An 18,402-nucleotide genomic window follows, 5' to 3' on the forward strand; every position below is an offset into this window, starting at 1 on the left:
AGAGTGCGCGACAGAGCCATAGAGAGGCTCACATCCCTTCGAGGACCGACCATGCCAGTCATCACTTTCGCAAACACCAAGGGCGGCGCCGGCAAGACGACAGCCGTTCTTCTTCTCGCTACCGAACTTGCCCAGAAGGGCTATCGGGTGACAATCCTCGATGCCGATCCACAGCATTGGATCACGCGATGGCATGAGGTGTCCGGGCACGTGGCGAATATCTCGGTGATCGATTTCGTCACGTCGGCATCGCTGCCGCTGCACATTTCGGAAAACAAGCACAATACGGACTACTTCATCATCGATCTTCCGGGCGCGCGGAACCCGCTGCTTGCGACGGCGATTGGGCTTTCCGACCACGTCCTGATCCCGATACAGGGATGCGCCATGGACGCCCGGGGAGGCGCGCAGGTCCTCGAACTGTTGCAATATCTCGATGAGAAGGCCGGTATCCGCATCGGGCACTCGGTCGTGCTGACGCGCGTCAACTCGATGGTGACGACGCGGGCACTCTCCATCGTCAAGTCACTACTGAGCGAGCGGCAGGTTCCGGTGCTCGATACCGCGATCATCGAGCGGTCGGCCTTCCGCGATCTCTTTGATTGCGGCGGTACGCTGTACTCCCTCGATCCCGTTCGCGTCAGCAACCTCGACAAGGCGCGGGAGAACGCTCGCTGTTTTGCTGAAGAGATCATGGGCAAGGTCCCGGTGAAGCTTCCGGAGCCGGCGCGCAGCACTGGCCCGCTGATCCGCTCGGCCGCCTAGCAGAAATTGTCCGCAAAACAAAAATGCGCCCGTTGGGGCGCATTTTTTGGTGGTGGAACGGGTAGGATAGGTCAGTCGGTGAACTCGACTGTAACGCCCGGCTTGACCATCTTTGCCAGTTCGGTGGCATCCCAGTTCGTCAGGCGGATACAGCCGTGGCTCTGGGTACGGCCAATCTTCGATGGTTCTGGCGTTCCATGAATGCCGTAAGTCGGCTTGGAGAGTGCCATCCAGACCGTGCCGACCGGCCCGTTCGGACCTGGCGGAATGTTCAGGATCTTGTCGTTGGCGCCCTGCTGGAAATTGATCTTCGGATTGTAGGTGTAGCCCGGATTGAAGGCGACGCGCTCGACGGTCACCGTGCCTGATGGCGAAGGCGTATCGGTGGAGCCAATCGAGGCGGGGTAGGCGGCAATCAGGTTGCCAGCGTTGTCATATGCAAAGACCTGCTTGCGGCCCTTGTCGGCAATGATGCGCGCGACTGATCCCACCTTCACTTCACCGGGATTGACGACCTTGACGATCGTGCCGGGGACCGTGAAATCGACGCCCGGGTTCATCTCCTTCAAGAATCCTTCGTCCATATGGAAGCGCTCGGCGAGCATTTCTGTCGTCGAGGTGTAGCCGAGCGATGACATCGCAGCCTTGTGCGCATAGTCCTCGGGGATGGCGGCAACGTACGGGCCGGCGGCATCCGCAGGCGTGATCGTATAACTGACGAGCGGCAGTCCGCCGTTCATGCGCAGCTGCTCGAGAATTGCGTCGGTGTTATTAGGATCGAGCGTCTCGCCGGTCATCTGCTGATAGGCATAGATCGCCTTGGTGACGTTTGCGCCCATGTGGCCATCAATCGCGCCAGGGGATACGCCGGCGCGGTCAAGGAACACCTGCAGGGCGACGATCTCTGACTTCGACTTGTTCTTGAGGGTGATCACCGGCTCCTGAGAGGGCTTCGGCTGCGTCACATCTAGTGATTGCTGGTCCGGCTCGATGGACGCGTAGTCGTTTCCTTGCGGGTAGGGTTGGTCATCGAGCGGCTGGCGGTCGATAGGAGCGTTGTGCGGGATCGAGCCCGTCACAGCGCCCCGCTCAGCGTAACGACCATCGCCGTAGGGATCGTCGCCGTAGTAGGCATCGCCATTGTACGCGTCGCGCACCGGCGGGCGTGGGTAATAGCCGCGGGCGCGCATCTCGGTCGCAATTACATTGCCGTAGGGATCGACCAGCACGCGGTTGCCGCGTCGATCGCGCGCATAAGCCGCGCCCGACGGGACATAATCGAGAATGTCACCGTTCGGCGCCACGAAAACAACGTCGCCCTGCCGTCCGTTATAAAACTGCTGGGCATCGGCAGACGGCGCTGCGATAGCGATGACGAGCAGGGCAGTTGCGGCAGACAATCCCATTATTACAAAGCGATTCACGTCTTCATACCCTTCAGTGACTTGGTCGACACACACCCGCGAATTTTGACGCTAGTGTGGAATTTATGGAATCGTGCTGAACAAAAGATAAAAATCCCGTGATTTCTCCTTTAGTCATAAACATTTGGAGAGGCCAGCCAGTTCCACATGGCAAGGCGAGCCGTCGTGATTGACGAAATCCCTGCCGAGACATAACGCTGCAGAGGCCGTTACCGGGAGGACGTTGGACAATGATTGAATTTGCTGCTGCAACAGGGCCGAAACTGATCCTGGACGAAGCGTCGCTGATGGACATCGGCGGATGTGTCGTCAACGGTGTCGATATCGCTCCAAAGACGGCGGTTCCCGATGACGGCGATGCACGGATTTCGCATTCCGTGCAAGGCTTCCTCTTTACCTGTGGACCGGACCACATCCGTCACCGCGAACCGGTTCCAGGCCATACTGATGGCAAGGGCTATCCCCTGCATGGTTCGGGACCTGGCCACGCAGCCAGGATTCTCTGGACGAAATTCGAGAACGGGAATGCCGAGTGCCGGGCGGATATCGACATCGTAACGGTCGAAGGCTTGCCCGCCCGTATCGAGCGCCACTGGTTCATCGACGGGCGGACAGGCGAGGTCAATCTCAAGGACAAGGTCGTCAACGCGAGCGACGAGATCGTGCCGACCTTCCTGATGTACCATATGAATATCGGCGGGAAATGGTTCGATGCCGGCACACGTCTCGAAGGCAAGATGCTCGATGGCGGTGGATTCCCATGGAATTTCGGCGAGGAGCCGGGTGGAATCTTCTGTGTAGAGGCGCCGGCAACGGAGGGCGGCTTTGCCGAGGTCCGGCTTGGCCCCATTGCTGCGACCGGTGGCAAGGTTCTTCAGGTGCGCGTCCTTGCCGAGACGCTTCCGCACCTGCAGATCTGGCGCAATCAGAAGGCGCCCGCCGACGTGCTCGGTATTGAGCCGGTATCACATCGTTGGGTGTCGCGCTCCGAGTTGGAGGCATCGGGTGAGTTCGTCATGCTGAAGCCCGGAGAGAGCCGAAATTATGCGCTCAGCTTCGCCTTCGTTTGAGTGATCTGCGGTTGACGCTGCGCATGGGGCGGCGTAGTCATTCAGCCCACGATTCAGGAGGATTAGCGATGGACATTCGCCAGATCGACGACGAATATTCGGTTTCCGGGCAGATTTCGGTCGAGGATCTCGATCAGATCAAGACCTTGGGTTTCAAATCGATCGTCTGCCATCGCCCGGACGGCGAGAGCCCGGATCAGACACCCTATGCTCTGGTGGAAGCGCGGGCGAAGGAACTCGGCCTCGATATGGCACACGTGCCGGTCGGCCCGATGGGCGTCACCGAGGAAGCGATCGCCGGCATGGTCGACGCGCTCGATGAGTTTCCGCGCCCGATGCTCGGCTACTGCCGCTCCGGCGCCCGCTCGACCGCGATCTATCAGAAAACGCACCACATTCGCTCGTAGCGCTCATCGGCAAACCAAATCCGGCGCCGCCCGATCCCAGCGGCGTCTTTCGTTCGTAAACAGGAGAACATCATGAGCATCAAGCGTATCGACGCCGGCGCCCGCATGAGCGGCGCAGTTGTCCACGGCAACACCGTTTACCTCGCTGGCCAGGTCGGCGAAGGTGAGAGCGTCACCGAACAGTGCAAGTCGGCACTGGCCGAAGTCGATCGCCTGCTCGCTGCAGCCGGCTCGAACAAGTCGAAGATCCTGCAGACGCTGATCTATCTCTCCGACATGTCCTACTTCGCAGAAATGAACGCTGCCTGGGAAGCCTGGGTCGATCCGGCGAACACGCCGGCTCGCGCAACCAGCGAAGCCAAGCTTGCTGCCCCGAAGTACAAGGTCGAGTTCACGGTTACCGCCGCTCTCGACTAAGCCGAACGGGCATTGAAATCTCGAAAGCCGGTGGGTTCGCTCACCGGCTTTTTGTTTGGGCGATTTCGGAAAGGGTACGCGTCGGCGTAATGGCTTCCGGATCGAGCTTTACCTCGATAATCGAGGGCTTGCCGCTTGCCCTTGCGCGCTCGAAGGCGGCTGCAAAGCTTTCCGTCGTCTCGACCGTTTCCCCATGGCCACCGTAGGCGCGGGCAAGAGCGGCAAAGTCCGGGTTGGTCAGATCGGTGCCGCTGACGCGCCCCGGATACTCGCGCTCCTGATGCATCCGGATGGTGCCGTAAATGCCGTTGTTGATGACAACGGTGATGATCGGCAGGTTATAGCGCACGGCGGTCGCAAATTCCTGGCCGTGCATCAGGAAGCAGCCGTCTCCGGCGAAACATATGACCTCGCGTTCGGGGAAAAGCTGCTTGGCAGCCACCGCGGCGGGCAGGCCGTAACCCATGGAGCCGGACGCCGGCGCCGCCTGGGTGTTGAACTGACGGAATCGATGGAAGCGGTGCAGCCAGGTGGCATAGTTTCCGGCGCCGTTGGTGAAGATTGTGTCAGGTCGCGTGTTTGCCTCGATCCACTCCATGATCGGTCCCATGTGGACCGGGCCGGGACCGGTGTGAGGCGGTGTCGACCAGGCGATGTAGGCCTGGTGCATCCGCTCGGTGCGCTCCGCCCATCTGAGTTCGCTTGGTGCCTCGAGATCAGCAAGATCGGCAACGAAATCGCTCGGGCTCGCGCAGATTGCGAGATCGGGGCGGTAGACACGGCCAAGCTCTGAGGGGTCGGGATGAATGTGCACGAGCGATTGCTGCGGGTAGGGGACGTCGATCAGCGTATAGCCGGAGGACGGCATCTCGGACATCCGACCGCCGAGCAATATCAGTAGATCGCTTTCCTTGATTTCCTTCGCTAGTGCAGGGTTGATACCGATACCAACATCGCCGGCGTAGCTCGGGTGGAGATGGTCGAACAGCATCTGCCGACGGAACGAGCAGCCGACAGGCAGTGCGAAGCGCTCAGAGAAGGCTTTGAGGTCGACGACCGCGTCCGCATCCCAGCGCGTGCCGCCGACGATGACCATCGGTCGCTCCGCTTTTAGTAGGCGCAGGTAAAAGTCGTCGATCTGGCGGCGGCCGGGATGGGCTTCGACGCGCGAATAGCGTTTGGCGCGAGGCGCCTCGACCTCATCGCGCAGCATGTCTTCGGGCAGTGACAGCACGACTGGGCCCGGACGGCCGGAGGTTGCAATTGCAAAGGCGCGGGTAACGAACTCCGGAATGCGCGCAGCGTCGTCGATCTCACCCACCCACTTGCTGAATTCCGTCAGGGCACGGCGGAACTCGACCTCCTGAAAGGCCTCTCGTTCCCTTGCGTCGCGCTGGACCTGCCCGATGAAGAGGATCATCGGAATGGAATCCTGCCGGGCGATGTGCAATCCTGCGGTAGCATTCGTGGCACCGGGGCCGCGGGTGACCATGCACACACCGGGCTCGCCGGTGAGCCTGCCCCAGGTATCTGCCATCATGGCCGCGCCACCTTCCTGGCGGCAGACCATCACCTCGATGTCGCTGTCAAAAAGCGCATCGAGAACGGCAAGGAAACTCTCGCCGGGCACGCAGGAGAGGCGTTTCACCCCATTCGCTTTCAAGGCCTCGACAATCAGTTCCCCGCCAGTCTTTTTCATGATGGTCTTTTCCTCTCAAGTTCGGCGAGCTCCGCCAGAACTTCCTCCTGATGTTCCCCCAGCCTCGGGCTCGGACGCTCGTAGCGCAAGGGCGTCCGCGATAGCACGACCGGCGTCCTGACGCCGGGAATGACGGTGCCCTTTGCGTCGGCGAGATCTACCCGCAACCCACGCGCCTGAATTTGTGGATCCGCAAACATTTCCTCGATGGTGTTGATCGCGCCGGCAGGAACCGCGTCCGCCTCGCAGGCCCGCAACAGGTCGGTCTTCTGCCATTTCAGCGTTTCGGTGGAAACGAGCCTGCGGAGCTCGTCACGGTTCGCGACGCGCGCCTTGTTCGTCAAAAAGCGGGGGTCGTCGGCAACGCCCTCGAGGCCGAGGATCACACACAGGCGGCGGAACTGGCCGTCATTGCCAACCGCGAGGATCAGATAACCATCGGTGGCCGGCACCACTTCATAGGGGGAAATATTCGGATGCGCATTCCCAAGCCGCGTGGGCGCCCGACCGGAGACCAGATAGTTCATGTTCTGGTTGGCGAGTACGGCCGATTGTACATCGAGCAGTGCCATATCGACCAACTGCCCTTCACCCGTCCTCTGTGTGTGGATAAGCGCGGCCTCGATGGCTGCGACCGCATAAATGCCGGTAAAGATATCGGCGATCGCAACGCCTGCTTTCATCGGCTGCCCGTCGGGTTCGCCGGTAATCGACATGAAGCCGGACATGCCCTGAACGATATAATCGTAGCCCGCGAGGCTGGCATAGGGACCGTTCTGGCCGAAGCCCGTGATCGAGCAATAGACAAGCTTGGGGTTGATTTTCTTCAGGCTCTCGTAATCGAGACCGTATTTGACAAGCCCGCCGAGCTTGAAGTTCTCGATGACGACATCGGCTGTGGCGATAAGACGGCGGACCAGTTCCTGATCCTCTTCGCGCTTCAGATCGGCAGTAATTGAACGCTTGCCGCGATTAGCGGCATGGTAGTAGGCGGCGGAGAGGTTTTCGCCGTCGGCACCCTCGACAAAGGGCGGTCCCCAGTGCCGGGTGTCATCGCCTCCCTCCGGGTTTTCGACCTTTATCACGTCGGCGCCGAGATCGGCCAGCATCTGGCCCGCCCATGGACCCGCGAGCACCCGCGCAAGCTCGATCACGCGTATGCCAGACAGAGGCGGCTTTTGGGGCTGATTGTCCGTCATGTTCCTCCCACGAGCAGATCAGGGCGCCAGGGCCGATTGAGGTGTATCGGATACCGGCTTCGATGCAAAGCGTCGCTCGCGCCAAATGATGTACAAGCCCGATGCGATAATGATCAGGATGCCGAGCCACTTGAGCGCATCCGGGAAGTCGCCGAATACAAGCCAGGCGAAGATGGTCGCCGACACAATCTCGAAATACTGCAGGGGTGCCAATATCGAGGCGGGTGCCGCACGGTAGGCATAGACGCCGAAGATGCCGGCAATGGCCGCCGTGACACCGACGCCGAGCAGGTAGAGGTAGCCGCGGCCATCCGGCATCACCGCATCAAAGACGTCAGAGCCCGTGCCGCTACCGAGTGCGAGCAGGATGGCGCAGAACAGCAAACCCCAGACGCCCATCTGAAGCTGCATCGCCCACGGATCTTCCCGGTGCGACAGCACGCGGGTCATCAAGGCGAATATGGCGATGCAGAACGCGCTGACCACAGGCAGGAGCGCGACGTAGCCCACCTCCTGGAAGCTTGGCTGAATGATCAGCATCGCGCCGAAGAATCCGACGCCGCAGGCCGTGTAGCGGCGCCAACCGATCGTCTCCTTGAGGAAGATACTACTCAAGATCGTCAATATGATCGGTTCGACGAAGAAGATCGCGATGGCGTCGGCGACCGGCATGTACTTCAGTGTCGTGACAAAGGAGATCATGGAGACGGTTATGATGGCGCCGCGGATGGCGTGAAAGATGTTCGCCCGCCAGGAGAAGGTTTTCCAGCTTCCGCGCCAGATGACGATCGGCAACATGCACAGCGCTTGCACGACAAAGCGGGCGGCTGTGATCTCTGCCGCAGGAATCGTGGCGATCGCGAGCTTGGAGAAGATGTCGATGATCGGCGATACGAGCACCGACAGGAACATCAGGAGAATGCCGGTCGAAACCTCCGAAGTGGAGGCGGGACGGGAAGAAATACCATGGCTCATCGCGAAATCCTTCAGTTCAGGATCTTGCGATCGCTTCGTCGCACCAGTCGGCGAATGCGGTGATGGCCGCGTCCGCTCCAATTTCATTCAGCGTTTCGTGGCGCATGTCCTGATATATCTGTGTCGTGATACGGGAGAAGCCATGCGCTTTCAAATGGTTTGAAAGCCAGATCACCGCTTTTCCGCCATCTGTTGCCGGATCCTGCCCGCCTCCTACAAGGTGGATGGGTATCTGCTTCGGCAGCCGGTCCAGATGCGGCGTTTGTGGTGCGCGAAACGTCAGTTCGAAGATATCGAGCCAGAGGGACACCGAGGCATCGAAGCCGCACAGCGGGTCGGCGATATATTTGTCAACCTCGACCGGGTCGCGACTTAACCAGTCAAACTCCGTTCTACGATTGGCAATGGACTTTCCCCAAGTGCCGAAGGTGAGCTTCGGCAAGATACCGCTCGGAACATCGGAGCCTTTCAGGGCTCGTTCGGCCAACAGGATCGCCTGCGCGGCTCGCCCGGAGATGCCCGGGTTGAAATTCGAATTCCAGACGGCGACGGCGTCATATTTCTCGGGGTGGGTGACCGCAGCGTTAAGCGCGATGAGACCTCCCATCGAATGCCCGAATAGGATGACTGGCAGGCCGGGATACCGCTTTGCCGCATGTTCACGGACAGAGCCGACATCGTCGATCACCTGCCGGATACCGTCCCTGCGGGCAAAACGCCCGATCGGCGCATCCGGCGCAGTCGTTTCTCCATGTCCACGGTGATCGAAGGCAAAGACATGGTAGCCGCGAGCCGCCATCGCTGCCGCGAAACGGGCGTAGCGTTTGGAATGCTCGGCCAGTCCATGAGCGACAAGGATAATTCCGCGTGCCTCGAATTGTGCCGGTTCGTGATGAAAACCAAGCGAGGCGTTCGCCGTTTCAAGGCGTTGCGTATCTGCAAACATCAGATCCTCCCGTTGGCGGGAGAAGATCAGATCACCCAGAAAATGCAACACGTCCAAATATTTATGCGACGGGATATTCGCACCCTACGGATTGGGGGTTGTGAAAACGAACTTGGCGTGATTTCCTGTTCATGAATTGTTCTTTGTGGGGATGAAGATGAGCAATCCATTTCTGCGCATGGCTGTATTCCTGATTGCGATCATGGCCGCGGGCGCTGCAGGAGCCGAGGATGCCGCGGGAAGAACGCGCTTCATTCTGGCGGCCAGTTGGCAACCCGCATTTTGTGAAACCAACCAGCGCAAACCGGAATGCAGCAACCAGACCAAGGACAGGTTCGATGCAACCAATTTCTCGCTGCATGGGCTCTGGCCGATGCGCAAGGACTATTGCGACGTCTCCGGCGACCTGCGCGCCGCGGACAAGGACGGCGACTGGAAGAGACTGCCGGAGGTAGAGCTTTCCGCCGCGACCAAGGCCGCGCTCGAGAAGGCCATGCCCGGAACGCAATCCGGCTTGGAACGGCATGAATGGATCAAACACGGCACGTGCACCACGCTGAGTGCCGACGACTATTTCGCCACGTCAGTCCGGCTGATCGACGAACTCAATACCTCGGCGGTCCGCGATTTGTTCGCGACCAATGTCGGCAAGCCGCTGACGGCGGAGGCGATCAAGGCCGCATTTGATAAAAGTTTTGGGACTGGCGCCGGAGATCGCGTCAAAATGAGTTGCCGCCGTGCCGGTGGAAGCCGTGTCATCAGTGAACTCACGATTGGCCTTTCGGAAGACGCGACATCGAATGGCGAAACAAGCCTGCGCGACCTCATCCAAGGAGCAGGGCGGACGTCGTTCGGCTGCAATGAGGGTGTCGTGGACGCGGCAGGGTTTTGATCTTGCCGCTCACGGAAAGCCAAAGCGTGGGCCTGTCTGCTGCAGAGCAGTGGACTAGGTCCCGTTCTCGACGACGGTTACAAAGGCGTCTAGTTTTTGGCCGCCGCGCGTTGCTCCTTGGTCTCAATTCGCCTACATAGCGGCAAAACTTAAATTCCCCCGCGGAGCGAGCAATCAATGGCACGTCAGTTCATCTACCATATGGCCGGCCTCAACAAGGCGTACGGCAACAAGAAGGTGCTGGAGAATATCCACCTTTCTTTCTATCCGGATGCCAAGATCGGTATCCTCGGCCCGAACGGTGCCGGTAAGTCGACCGTGCTGCGTATTATGGCCGGTCTCGACAAGGAATATACGGGGGAGGCTTGGCTCGCCGAAGGTGCTACGCTCGGCTATCTCGCTCAGGAGCCGCAACTCGACAATTCCAAGACCGTTCTTGAAAACGTCATGGAAGGCGTTGCTCCGAAAAAGGCGATCCTCGACCGCTATAACGAGCTGATGATGAACTATTCCGACGAGACGGCGGAAGAGGGCGCCAAGCTCCAGGATATCATCGATAGCCAGAATCTCTGGGACCTCGAAAGCCAGGTCGAAATGGCGATGGACGCCCTGCGCTGCCCGCCCGGCGACTCCTCGGTCGAAAAACTCTCGGGTGGTGAGAAGCGCCGTGTGGCGCTCTGCCGTCTGCTGCTGGCGCAGCCGGACTTGCTGCTGCTCGACGAGCCGACCAACCATCTCGACGCCGAGACGATCGCCTGGCTCGAAAAGCACCTGCGCGAATATCCGGGTGCCGTGCTGATGATCACCCACGACCGCTACTTCCTTGACAATGTCACCGGCTGGATCCTTGAGCTCGACCGCGGCCGTGGTATTCCCTACGAGGGCAATTACTCGGCCTACCTGCAGGCGAAGGCCAAGCGCATGCAGCAGGAAGGCCGCGAAGAAGCCTCCCGCCAGAAGGCGTTGTCGCGCGAACAGGAGTGGATTGCCTCCAGCCCGAAGGCCCGTCAGGCGAAGTCGAAAGCCCGTATTCGTGCCTACGACGAGCTGGTGGCAGCCGCCGCCGATCGTCGTCCCGGCGACGCGCAGATCGTCATTCCCGTCGGCGAGCGTCTTGGCCAGGTGGTCATCGAGGCTGAGAACCTTACCAAGGGTTACGGCGATACAATGCTGATCGAGAACCTGACCTTCAAGCTGCCGCCCGGTGGCATTGTCGGCGTCATCGGTCCGAACGGCGCAGGCAAGACGACGCTGTTCCGCATGATCACCGGCCAGGAAAAGCCCGACAACGGCGAAATCCGTATCGGTGAGACTGTCAATCTTGGCTATGTAGACCAGAGCCGTGACGCCCTCGACGGCAACAAGACCGTCTGGGAAGAAATCTCCGGCGGCAATGACATCATCAAGCTCGGTAAGCATGAAGTGAACAGCCGTGCCTATTGCGGTGCTTTCAACTTCAAGGGTGGTGACCAGCAGCAGAAGGTCGGCACGCTTTCCGGCGGTCAGCGCAACCGCGTTCACCTCGCCAAGATGCTAAAGGCCGGCGGCAACGTCATCCTGCTCGACGAACCGACCAACGATCTCGACACGGAAACGCTGGCGGCACTCGAGGACGCGCTCGAGAACTTCGCTGGTTGCGCTGTTATTATCAGCCACGATCGCATGTTCCTCGACCGTCTGGCGACGCACATCCTCGCCTTTGAAGGCGACAGCCATGTCGAATGGTTCGAAGGCAACTTCGAAGACTACGAAAAGGACAAGATGCGCCGTCTCGGTGTCGACTCGATCAACCCGCATCGGGTAACTTACAAGCGTCTGACGCGCTGATCGCTTTAAATCGCTCCAAGATCTAAAAGCCCCGGTTCGCCGGGGCTTTTTTGCGCGCACCCATGTCGCGATCCGAGCAGCTAATTTCGTGAACGGATGGAATTCCAGCTTGCCACACTTGTTCAAATCACATAAAGATATCTTTATATGTTGATTGGATCGGGTATGGGTGAGCCTATCAGACTTGGATTGGATGCGTTGGTGGACGTCCTCAGGGCGGCCGGCGAACCGACGCGTCTGCGGCTGTTGGCTCTGTTGGCTGCCGGCGACCTGACGGTTACTGATCTTACCGAAATCCTCGGCCAGTCCCAACCTCGTATCTCTCGTCACCTGAAGCTGCTGGGCGAAGCGGATCTCATCGATCGCTACCAGGAGGGCGCATGGGCCTATTTCCGGCTCCGGCAGGATGGCAAGGCAGCGACGTTCGTGCGCGGCCTGCTCGCGCATGCATCCGAGAATGATCCTGTGATCCTGCGTGACAGCGAGCGCCTGGCTGCAGTGAAGCGTCAACGGGCTGAGCGCGCGCAGGCCTATTTTAGTCGCAACGCCGCCGAGTGGGACGAGCTTCGCCGTCTGCATGCCGCTGACGAAGAGGTCGATGCCGCCGTCATTCGGATGCTTGGGAGCCAGCCGATTGACTCGCTTCTCGATCTTGGCACCGGAACCGGGCGGATCCTTGAACTGCTGTCCGGCCTTTATCGCCGGGCGATCGGTGTGGATGCCAGCCGCGATATGTTGAGCGTGGCGCGCGCCAATCTCGATAAATCAGGAATCACCAAGGCATCTGTTCGTCACGCCGATATTCTGAATCTGCCGTTTGAGGCCCAGGATTTTGACGTGGTGACGATACACCAGGTGCTGCACTTCTTCGATCAGCCCGAGATCGCGATCGGTGAGGCAGCGCGCATGCTGCGGCCAGGCGGACGGCTGGTTATCATCGATCTGGCGCCGCATGGGCTGGAATACCTTCGTGACGAGCATGCGCACGTTCGCCTCGGCTTCTCGCATCAGTCGATATCCGACTGGCTGCGCAAGGCTGGGCTGGATGTCGAGCAGGTCGTCGATCTTCATCCGGGTCATCAAAGCGGGCAGGGGCTCACTGTCACTGTCTGGCTTGCGCGCGACCCTCGGCGCCTTATGGCCTCCTCAGCGAGTGAAGGTGCCGAACCCATACTTGCCGGGAGATAATCATATGGCTTTGAACAGCGACGCGCGCCGCAAGATCGGCATTTCCTTCGAGTTTTTTCCGCCGAAGTCGGAAGAGATGGAAGGTCAGCTGTGGAATACGGTCAGCGAGTTGCAGGACTGGAACCCGGACTTCGTATCGGTGACTTACGGTGCCGGTGGCACCACCAAGGCGCCAACGCTGGCAACGGTCTCGCGTTTCATTGCCGAAACCCCGCTTGCCACGGCGTCGCATCTTACCTGCGTTGGAGCGACGAAGGACGAAACGCACGGCGTCATCGAGACCTTCCGCAAGGTTGGCGTGAAGCATTTCGTAGCGCTTCGCGGCGACGCGCCCGGAGGCGTCGGGGCGCCCTACCAGCCGCATCCGGGCGGTTATGCGAATGCGGCGGCGCTGGTTGCCGGCCTGCGCGAGATCGGTGATTTCGAGATTTCGGTCTCCGCCTATCCCGAAAAGCATCCGGAGAGCCGCGATACGGCTGCCGACATCGACATGCTGAAGCAGAAGGCGGATAACGGCGCAACCCGGGCGCTGACGCAGTTCTTTTTCGATAACGATAATTTCGAGCGCTATCTGGAAAAGGTGCGGGCCGCTGGCGTCAACATTCCGATCGTGCCCGGCATTATGCCGATCCAGAACCTGACGCAGCTGAAGCGCTTCGCCGGCGCCTGCGGCACTGTCATACCCGCGTTTCTCGATGAGCGTTTTGCGGGCTTCGACGACAAGCCGGAGGAGAGAGCCAAGGTAGCCGCCGAGGTCGCTGCGGAACAGATCGAGGATCTAGCCCGTCGCGGGCTCACAGATTTCCACCTGTACACCATGAACCGGGCGCCGCTCGTTTCGGCCGTGCTGACCAATCTCGGCTTCACACGGGAAGGCGCTAAAAAGGCCGGTGCCGCCGCATAGGCTGCTTCCATCAGAAGACAAAAAGAAAAGCGCATCTCCTCGTGGGATGCGCTTTTCCGATTCATTGAACTGTTTCGCTACTCAGGAGTCTCGGTACTGTTCGATTGCCACGACGTTCAGATGAAAAGCATTGTCAATACAAATGCAAACGCCGCGCTGACCAAAAGGACATTCAAGGATTGTGTAAGTCCCATGTCTGTCTCCTCGCGTTAACGATGCGATAATATGTCGTGATTGTGTCGCTTGGAAAGCGGATTTTATACTGCGCTGCGGCGAAAATGTCACATCGCCAATGCGGTGCTGTCGCTAATTCACTGGAATCATGGAACAAATTCCTGCAGAAAAATATTCACAGATTTTAACCTGCCGTTAAAGTCGGCGATCCTGTCTTCACACTTGCGGCAAGATGAAGGCTTTGCTTGAAACCTCTGAAACCATGGAATAATCCGCGCAAACGAAAGGCCGGGTGCGAAACCCGGCCCGAAGCGAGTGCTTAAGGAGGCGTGATCAGAGGGAATTGAGGAGCGTCGGTGTTGCCCAGCCGTCTGCCGGTATGCCGAGACGCTGCTGTTCCTTCTGGATTGCAACCCGCGTCCCCGAACCCAGGATGCCGTCGACCTTGCCAACGTCATGGCCCAGTGTTCCGAGTTTCGTCTGCAGCTCCTTCATCTGATCGTTGGAAAGCCCCTGTTCGGGCGTGCCCTTGAGATAGGTCTCGGCGCCGGCGAGGCGGGTCGCGAAATAGGCGGCCGAAGTCGTGTAGATGAACGACTTGTTCCATTCGAGGTAGATCTGGAAGTTCGGGTAAGCGATGAAGGTCGGACCAAGGCGGCCCTGCGGCAGTATCAGGTCGCCATGCAGGTTACCGAAGCTCGTGTTGCCGTCGCGCGGCCTGACCCCAAGGGCAAACCACTCACCGGCCGTCAGAGGACCGCCGATACCGGATTTTTCCCAGGGGAGGTTCTCTGGGAGAGTAACCTCCTGGATCCACGGCTGGCCCTTCTGGAAACCGAGATGCTGGATGAACTTGGCTGCGGTCAGGATGGCGTCGGGGCCGCTCTGCTTGAGGCGCACGTGGCCATCACCGTCTCCGTCCATGCCGTAGGCGACGATATCGCGGGGCAGCATCTGAACCTGACCGATTTCGCCGGCCCAGGCGCCAGTGTTGGTTGCCGGGTCGAGGTCGCCGTGCTCGACCATTTCGATAAGGGCGATCAACTGCGGGCGGAAGAGCTCCGGCCGGCGGCAATCATGAGCAAGCGTCACCAGGGCGTTGCGAGTATTGAAATCGCCCTGCACGGCGCCGAAGTCGGTTTCCATCGCCCAGAAGGCGGTGATGACGCCGGCGGGCACACCAAATTCCTGCTCGGCACGGGCGAAGACATCGGCGTATTGCTTCATCTTCTGGCGGCCGATGTCGAGGCGAGCCTGGCTGACGGTACGTTGCGAGAATTCCAGAAAGGTCTGCTTGAACACGCCCTGGGCACGGTCGCGGCTCAAGACTTTCTGGTCGATCTGTGCGCCTTCCAGCGCCTTGTCTGCGGCCTCGGCGGATGCGCCTGCTGCGATCGCGTCGGCCTTCACGCCTGCCAGAAATTCTGAGAGATCACCGTCACATGCCGGGGCAGCCGTCTGCGAAGCCGGTGCACTCGGTGCCGGCGTCTGCGCGGCAGCGCCGGTGGCGAGACCGGCAGCAAAAAGGAGTGCAAGTGCCGTGCGGCTTGCGGGCGAGCGGTACATAGTTTCGATCCTCGTCATCAAATGGAATTTCCGTCGATTTCCCAAATGATTGTGACGGAAGCAAGAAAGACCGCCGGACGTTACTAAGAATTTGTGTCCTTGGATACCGCGGCTACCCAGTTGTGCCAGTTCTGCGTCGATCCCGCAAAAACATTGATGTCCGTTGGTCCCTTGATTCCGGGGATGACGCCAGTCGACGTGTATTGCCAGAAGGCCCAACGGCGGTCGGCATAGGTAACTTCAGGATGCTTCGCGACGGAGCGAACCCAGAAGTGATAGTTCTGGAAATAGCCGACGAGATTGTCGCGATGGAAGTCGACCGATGTATAGATGATCGGGCGCTTGCCGTAATAGGCCTCGAGACGATCCATGAAACGCTGGAGTTGTGCTCGGACGGTCGCCGGATTGGGTCGATAGCGGCAGGTCTTCGATTCCGAGTTCCATTCGACGTCGAGGACCGGCGGCAAGCGCATTGATTCCCTCGGCACGTTGCTGATGAACCAATCGGCCTGTTCGTCGGGCGTCGAGCAGAAATAGTAGAAATGATAGGGGGCGTGCGGGATACCCACAGCGCGGGCGCGTTGCCAGTACTCATTGAAGCGCGGATCGACGCGATCCTTGCCCTCGGTCGCCTTGATGAACGCGAAGGCGACGCCGGAACTCTTAACTGTCTGCCAGTCGATATCGCCTTGCCACTTCGAGACGTCGATGCCGTGGATCGGTTGCAGCTCCGGATGCTTTGATCCGAAGTCCTGAGGATCGGTGTCCTTAAAGCGTGTTTTTGGCTTTACGGACGCTGTTTCGAGATAGTCATAGCCCGATGACGTGCATCCGGCGAGCATGACAGCCAACGGCAAAACGCAAAACAGAAGCCGGCGCATAGATGTTCCGTCGCGAAACGAATGGAATTTTTGCCCCACAGCTCGACCTTCGTAATAGACGCGTCCAGCAGAGGAATGTCCCCTCTATTTCCCATAACAACGTAAAAATTCGGTTAGTTTCAAGCGAAATGTCAAGGTTTGGTCACAATGGCAGCCCGCCAGGCATATCCGCCGTAGATGCTCTCGAATATTAGTCGTGCTTGATTTTCAGAGGCTTGAGACTCGAGGACCTGCCTGAGATCGGCGCGCGGCGACACATGAAATTTTCGCAGCCATGCCTTGAGGAGGCGAGCAAACCAGCCTGGCAGTCGTTCCTGCTGACCAAAATCGACGATGTGCAATTCGCCACCAGGGACGAGGGCGGCGATGGCCGAATCGATTGCGCATTCCCAGTCTGGGATCATGGAGAGGGCATAGGAGATGAGGACGCGGTCGAAGCCGCCAACCCCGAACTCCCGTGGTGTGAAGGCCGTCGCGTCGGCGACGCGGAAATCCGGGAGCGTGGCTTTGGTCTCGAATGTCTTGCGCGCGGAGATCAGCATCTCCTGCGATATGTCCAGGCCATAGAGCCGCGCCTTCGGGTAGTATTTGTGGGCCAGCGCCAGATTTCGACCGGTCCCGCACCCGACCTCCAGCAAGGTTCCACCGGCGGGCACATTCAGATTGCGGATCGTCTGATCGCGGCCGAGCAGGTAATACTTGCGCGTCAGATCATAGATGTGGCGCTGATAGCGGTACATGCCGTCCATCAGGGCGGCATGGCCGTCGTCCTTTGCGACCGGGGTCACGCCGAGCTCGCTCACGCCGTCTTCCTGTAGATGTGGAAGCCACCGTAGATTGCCGAGCGATCCAATGCCGTCAGTTCGAGCGAGCGCTCTGCCATGTAGGTCCACTGATCGCGGATTGCAGGCGATAGACGCCCTTCGATGATGCTCTTTTCGGCTGCCGTACGGAAAATTACCCGTGCACCTTCGCGGGCGGTGCGGCTGATCTCGGCCCAGAGATCGTTGAGCTGCTGATCCGTCATCCAGTCCTGCGCGTCGAGAAGGATATAGCGATCGCGCGAGGCGGCGGGCTCGCCAGCGAGCAGCTCGGTGAAGTTTGCATGATGAACGGTGACGCGATCCACATTGGCACGGATCGCTTCGTAGTGAGCAGGCTCGAGATAGGTCGGAAGCGGACCTTCGCCCTTCGGCGCGTAGCGGCGACCGAATGCCTGCCAGGCAAAATAATTTTCCTGCATCGGGAAGTGGCAGGCGAGCTTCTCAAGACGGTGGCGCAGGACCGGCGCGATCGACTGATCCGCCGCGAGGCTTGCAAGTTCATCATACTGCTGTGGCGGGATGCCTAGGCCGAACAGCGAGCTCTTGCGACCGGTGATCCAGCGTACGACCGGTCTATCAAAGAGCGGCGCGATCTTCTCGTCGAAGAACTGGCGCTGCTCGCGCAGCGAACGAGCTTTCGTCATCTCGGTCAGGTCGACACCATGGAGGCGGGCAAGCAGATGAGCTGCGCCGATAAACCGTCCGAGCAGACCGGTTTCGTAGATATTGCGGTCGAACACCGTGACACGCCGGCGACCGAACTTGCGGCCGTTCCAGTAGGTCCGGGTCGCTTCATCGAGATTGCCAGCGAGGAAGTGGTCAAATGCGTGGCTGTTCGATGTCTCGCGCGGAGTGGCGAGGAAGCGAACGAGATCGGCATGGCCAGGAAGATGACGGAACGCGGCAAGCTTCAGGCGGTTGAGCGCGATGTGATGCGGATTGAGGTCTACGACATCGATCGAAGCCGGGCTCTTGGAAAGATAAGCGAGCATATTGCAGCCGCCGGAGCCGATCGTCACGACGCGATGATGGGGCTGAAGCTCCATCGCAAGCATATCGAGATCGGGATCTTCCCAGATCTGCGGATAGACCAAACCGGAAAACAACAGGCCGAAAAGCCGTTCAGAAAAGCCGGCCTTGGAAAAGGCACTGTGGCGGAGAAGAGCTGCCTTGAGTTTCCGGTTGTTGCGGAAGCTGGCATCCGGTGCAAATTCCGTCATATGAGTCTTTCACCCTTTTAGCGT

Annotated in this window: 17 protein-coding genes; 8 read left to right on the forward strand and 9 right to left on the reverse strand. The window is 59.6% G+C overall.

Annotated features, from left to right (window positions below):
• Positions 1-51 precede the first annotated feature (51 nt).
• Entirely contained in the window at positions 52-765 is a 714-nt protein-coding gene (locus tag ATY80_RS08075; RefSeq protein WP_088691926.1) for a ParA family protein, read from the forward strand.
• Positions 766-836: 71 nt separating this feature from the next.
• Here ATY80_RS08075 and ATY80_RS08080 read toward each other — a convergent pair whose 3' ends face one another.
• Complete coding sequence (locus ATY80_RS08080; RefSeq protein WP_088691927.1) at positions 837-2,171, reverse strand: L,D-transpeptidase; 1,335 nt, start codon at positions 2,169-2,171, stop codon at positions 837-839.
• 248 nt (positions 2,172-2,419) lie between these two features.
• Between ATY80_RS08080 and ATY80_RS08085 the strand changes: the two genes are divergently transcribed.
• The 3 genes from ATY80_RS08085 (at position 2,420) to ATY80_RS08095 (ending at position 4,083) form a co-directional block, all read left to right on the forward strand.
• A complete protein-coding gene (locus ATY80_RS08085) occupies positions 2,420-3,259 on the forward strand; it encodes a DUF4432 family protein (RefSeq protein ID WP_088691928.1) in 840 nt (279 codons plus the stop codon).
• A 68-nt stretch (positions 3,260-3,327) separates the two neighbouring features.
• Positions 3,328-3,666 carry a TIGR01244 family sulfur transferase gene (locus ATY80_RS08090; RefSeq protein WP_088691929.1) on the forward strand — a complete coding sequence of 113 codons (339 nt, stop codon included), beginning with the start codon at positions 3,328-3,330 and terminating at the stop codon, positions 3,664-3,666.
• 72 nt (positions 3,667-3,738) lie between these two features.
• Complete coding sequence (locus tag ATY80_RS08095) at positions 3,739-4,083, forward strand: RidA family protein (RefSeq protein ID WP_007802370.1); 345 nt, start codon at positions 3,739-3,741, stop codon at positions 4,081-4,083.
• Between the two features lie 40 nt (positions 4,084-4,123).
• On the opposite strand, the gene ATY80_RS08100 is transcribed toward ATY80_RS08095, so the two are convergent.
• From ATY80_RS08100 to ATY80_RS08115, 4 genes are read right to left on the reverse strand one after another with little or no spacing between them, the layout of a single operon-like run.
• Positions 4,124-5,782 (reverse strand): thiamine pyrophosphate-binding protein, encoded by a 1,659-nt coding sequence (locus tag ATY80_RS08100; protein WP_088691930.1) that lies wholly within the window; start codon positions 5,780-5,782, stop codon positions 4,124-4,126.
• Positions 5,779-6,981, reverse strand: coding sequence for a CaiB/BaiF CoA-transferase family protein (locus tag ATY80_RS08105; RefSeq protein ID WP_088691931.1), 1,203 nt, complete (start codon positions 6,979-6,981; stop codon positions 5,779-5,781). The genes ATY80_RS08100 and ATY80_RS08105 overlap by 4 nt, the downstream gene beginning before the upstream one ends.
• A gap of 18 nt (positions 6,982-6,999) precedes the next feature.
• Positions 7,000-7,956: a DMT family transporter gene (locus ATY80_RS08110; RefSeq protein WP_088691932.1), complete on the reverse strand. Its 957-nt coding sequence runs from the start codon at positions 7,954-7,956 to the stop codon at positions 7,000-7,002.
• 16 nt (positions 7,957-7,972) lie between these two features.
• On the reverse strand, positions 7,973-8,902 hold the full coding sequence (locus tag ATY80_RS08115; RefSeq protein ID WP_088691933.1) for an alpha/beta hydrolase: 930 nt from the start codon (positions 8,900-8,902) through the stop codon (positions 7,973-7,975).
• A 157-nt stretch (positions 8,903-9,059) separates the two neighbouring features.
• On the opposite strand from ATY80_RS08115, the gene ATY80_RS08120 reads away from it, so the two are divergent.
• From ATY80_RS08120 to metF, 4 genes are all read left to right on the forward strand, one after another.
• The gene (locus ATY80_RS08120) at positions 9,060-9,794 is read left to right on the forward strand and encodes a ribonuclease (RefSeq protein WP_088692056.1); all 735 of its coding nucleotides are present in this window, start codon (positions 9,060-9,062) and stop codon (positions 9,792-9,794) included.
• Positions 9,795-9,971: 177 nt separating this feature from the next.
• Positions 9,972-11,621 (forward strand): energy-dependent translational throttle protein EttA, encoded by a 1,650-nt coding sequence (ettA, locus tag ATY80_RS08125; protein ID WP_088691934.1) that lies wholly within the window; start codon positions 9,972-9,974, stop codon positions 11,619-11,621.
• Between the two features lie 165 nt (positions 11,622-11,786).
• Complete coding sequence (locus ATY80_RS08130) at positions 11,787-12,809, forward strand: metalloregulator ArsR/SmtB family transcription factor (protein WP_088692057.1); 1,023 nt, start codon at positions 11,787-11,789, stop codon at positions 12,807-12,809.
• Positions 12,810-12,813: 4 nt separating this feature from the next.
• Positions 12,814-13,713, forward strand: coding sequence for a methylenetetrahydrofolate reductase [NAD(P)H] (gene metF, locus ATY80_RS08135; protein ID WP_088691935.1), 900 nt, complete (start codon positions 12,814-12,816; stop codon positions 13,711-13,713).
• A 507-nt stretch (positions 13,714-14,220) separates the two neighbouring features.
• Here metF and ATY80_RS08140 read toward each other — a convergent pair.
• The 4 genes from ATY80_RS08140 to ATY80_RS08155 all read right to left on the reverse strand — a co-directional run bounded on the left by ATY80_RS08140 (position 14,221) and on the right by ATY80_RS08155 (position 18,378).
• Positions 14,221-15,453, reverse strand: a complete 1,233-nt coding sequence (locus ATY80_RS08140) for a lytic murein transglycosylase (protein WP_088691936.1) — start codon at positions 15,451-15,453, stop codon at positions 14,221-14,223.
• Positions 15,454-15,536: 83 nt separating this feature from the next.
• Positions 15,537-16,334, reverse strand: a complete 798-nt coding sequence (locus ATY80_RS08145) for a GH25 family lysozyme (protein WP_088691937.1) — start codon at positions 16,332-16,334, stop codon at positions 15,537-15,539.
• A gap of 131 nt (positions 16,335-16,465) precedes the next feature.
• The gene (locus ATY80_RS08150) at positions 16,466-17,083 is read right to left on the reverse strand and encodes a class I SAM-dependent methyltransferase (RefSeq protein WP_088692058.1); all 618 of its coding nucleotides are present in this window, start codon (positions 17,081-17,083) and stop codon (positions 16,466-16,468) included.
• Positions 17,084-17,133: 50 nt separating this feature from the next.
• Complete coding sequence (locus tag ATY80_RS08155) at positions 17,134-18,378, reverse strand: DUF3419 family protein (protein ID WP_088691938.1); 1,245 nt, start codon at positions 18,376-18,378, stop codon at positions 17,134-17,136.
• Positions 18,379-18,402: the final 24 nt, after the last annotated feature.

The sequence above is a fragment of the Rhizobium sp. R711 genome (genome assembly GCF_002211365.1).
In the GTDB taxonomy this organism is placed as follows: domain Bacteria; phylum Pseudomonadota; class Alphaproteobacteria; order Rhizobiales; family Rhizobiaceae; genus Rhizobium.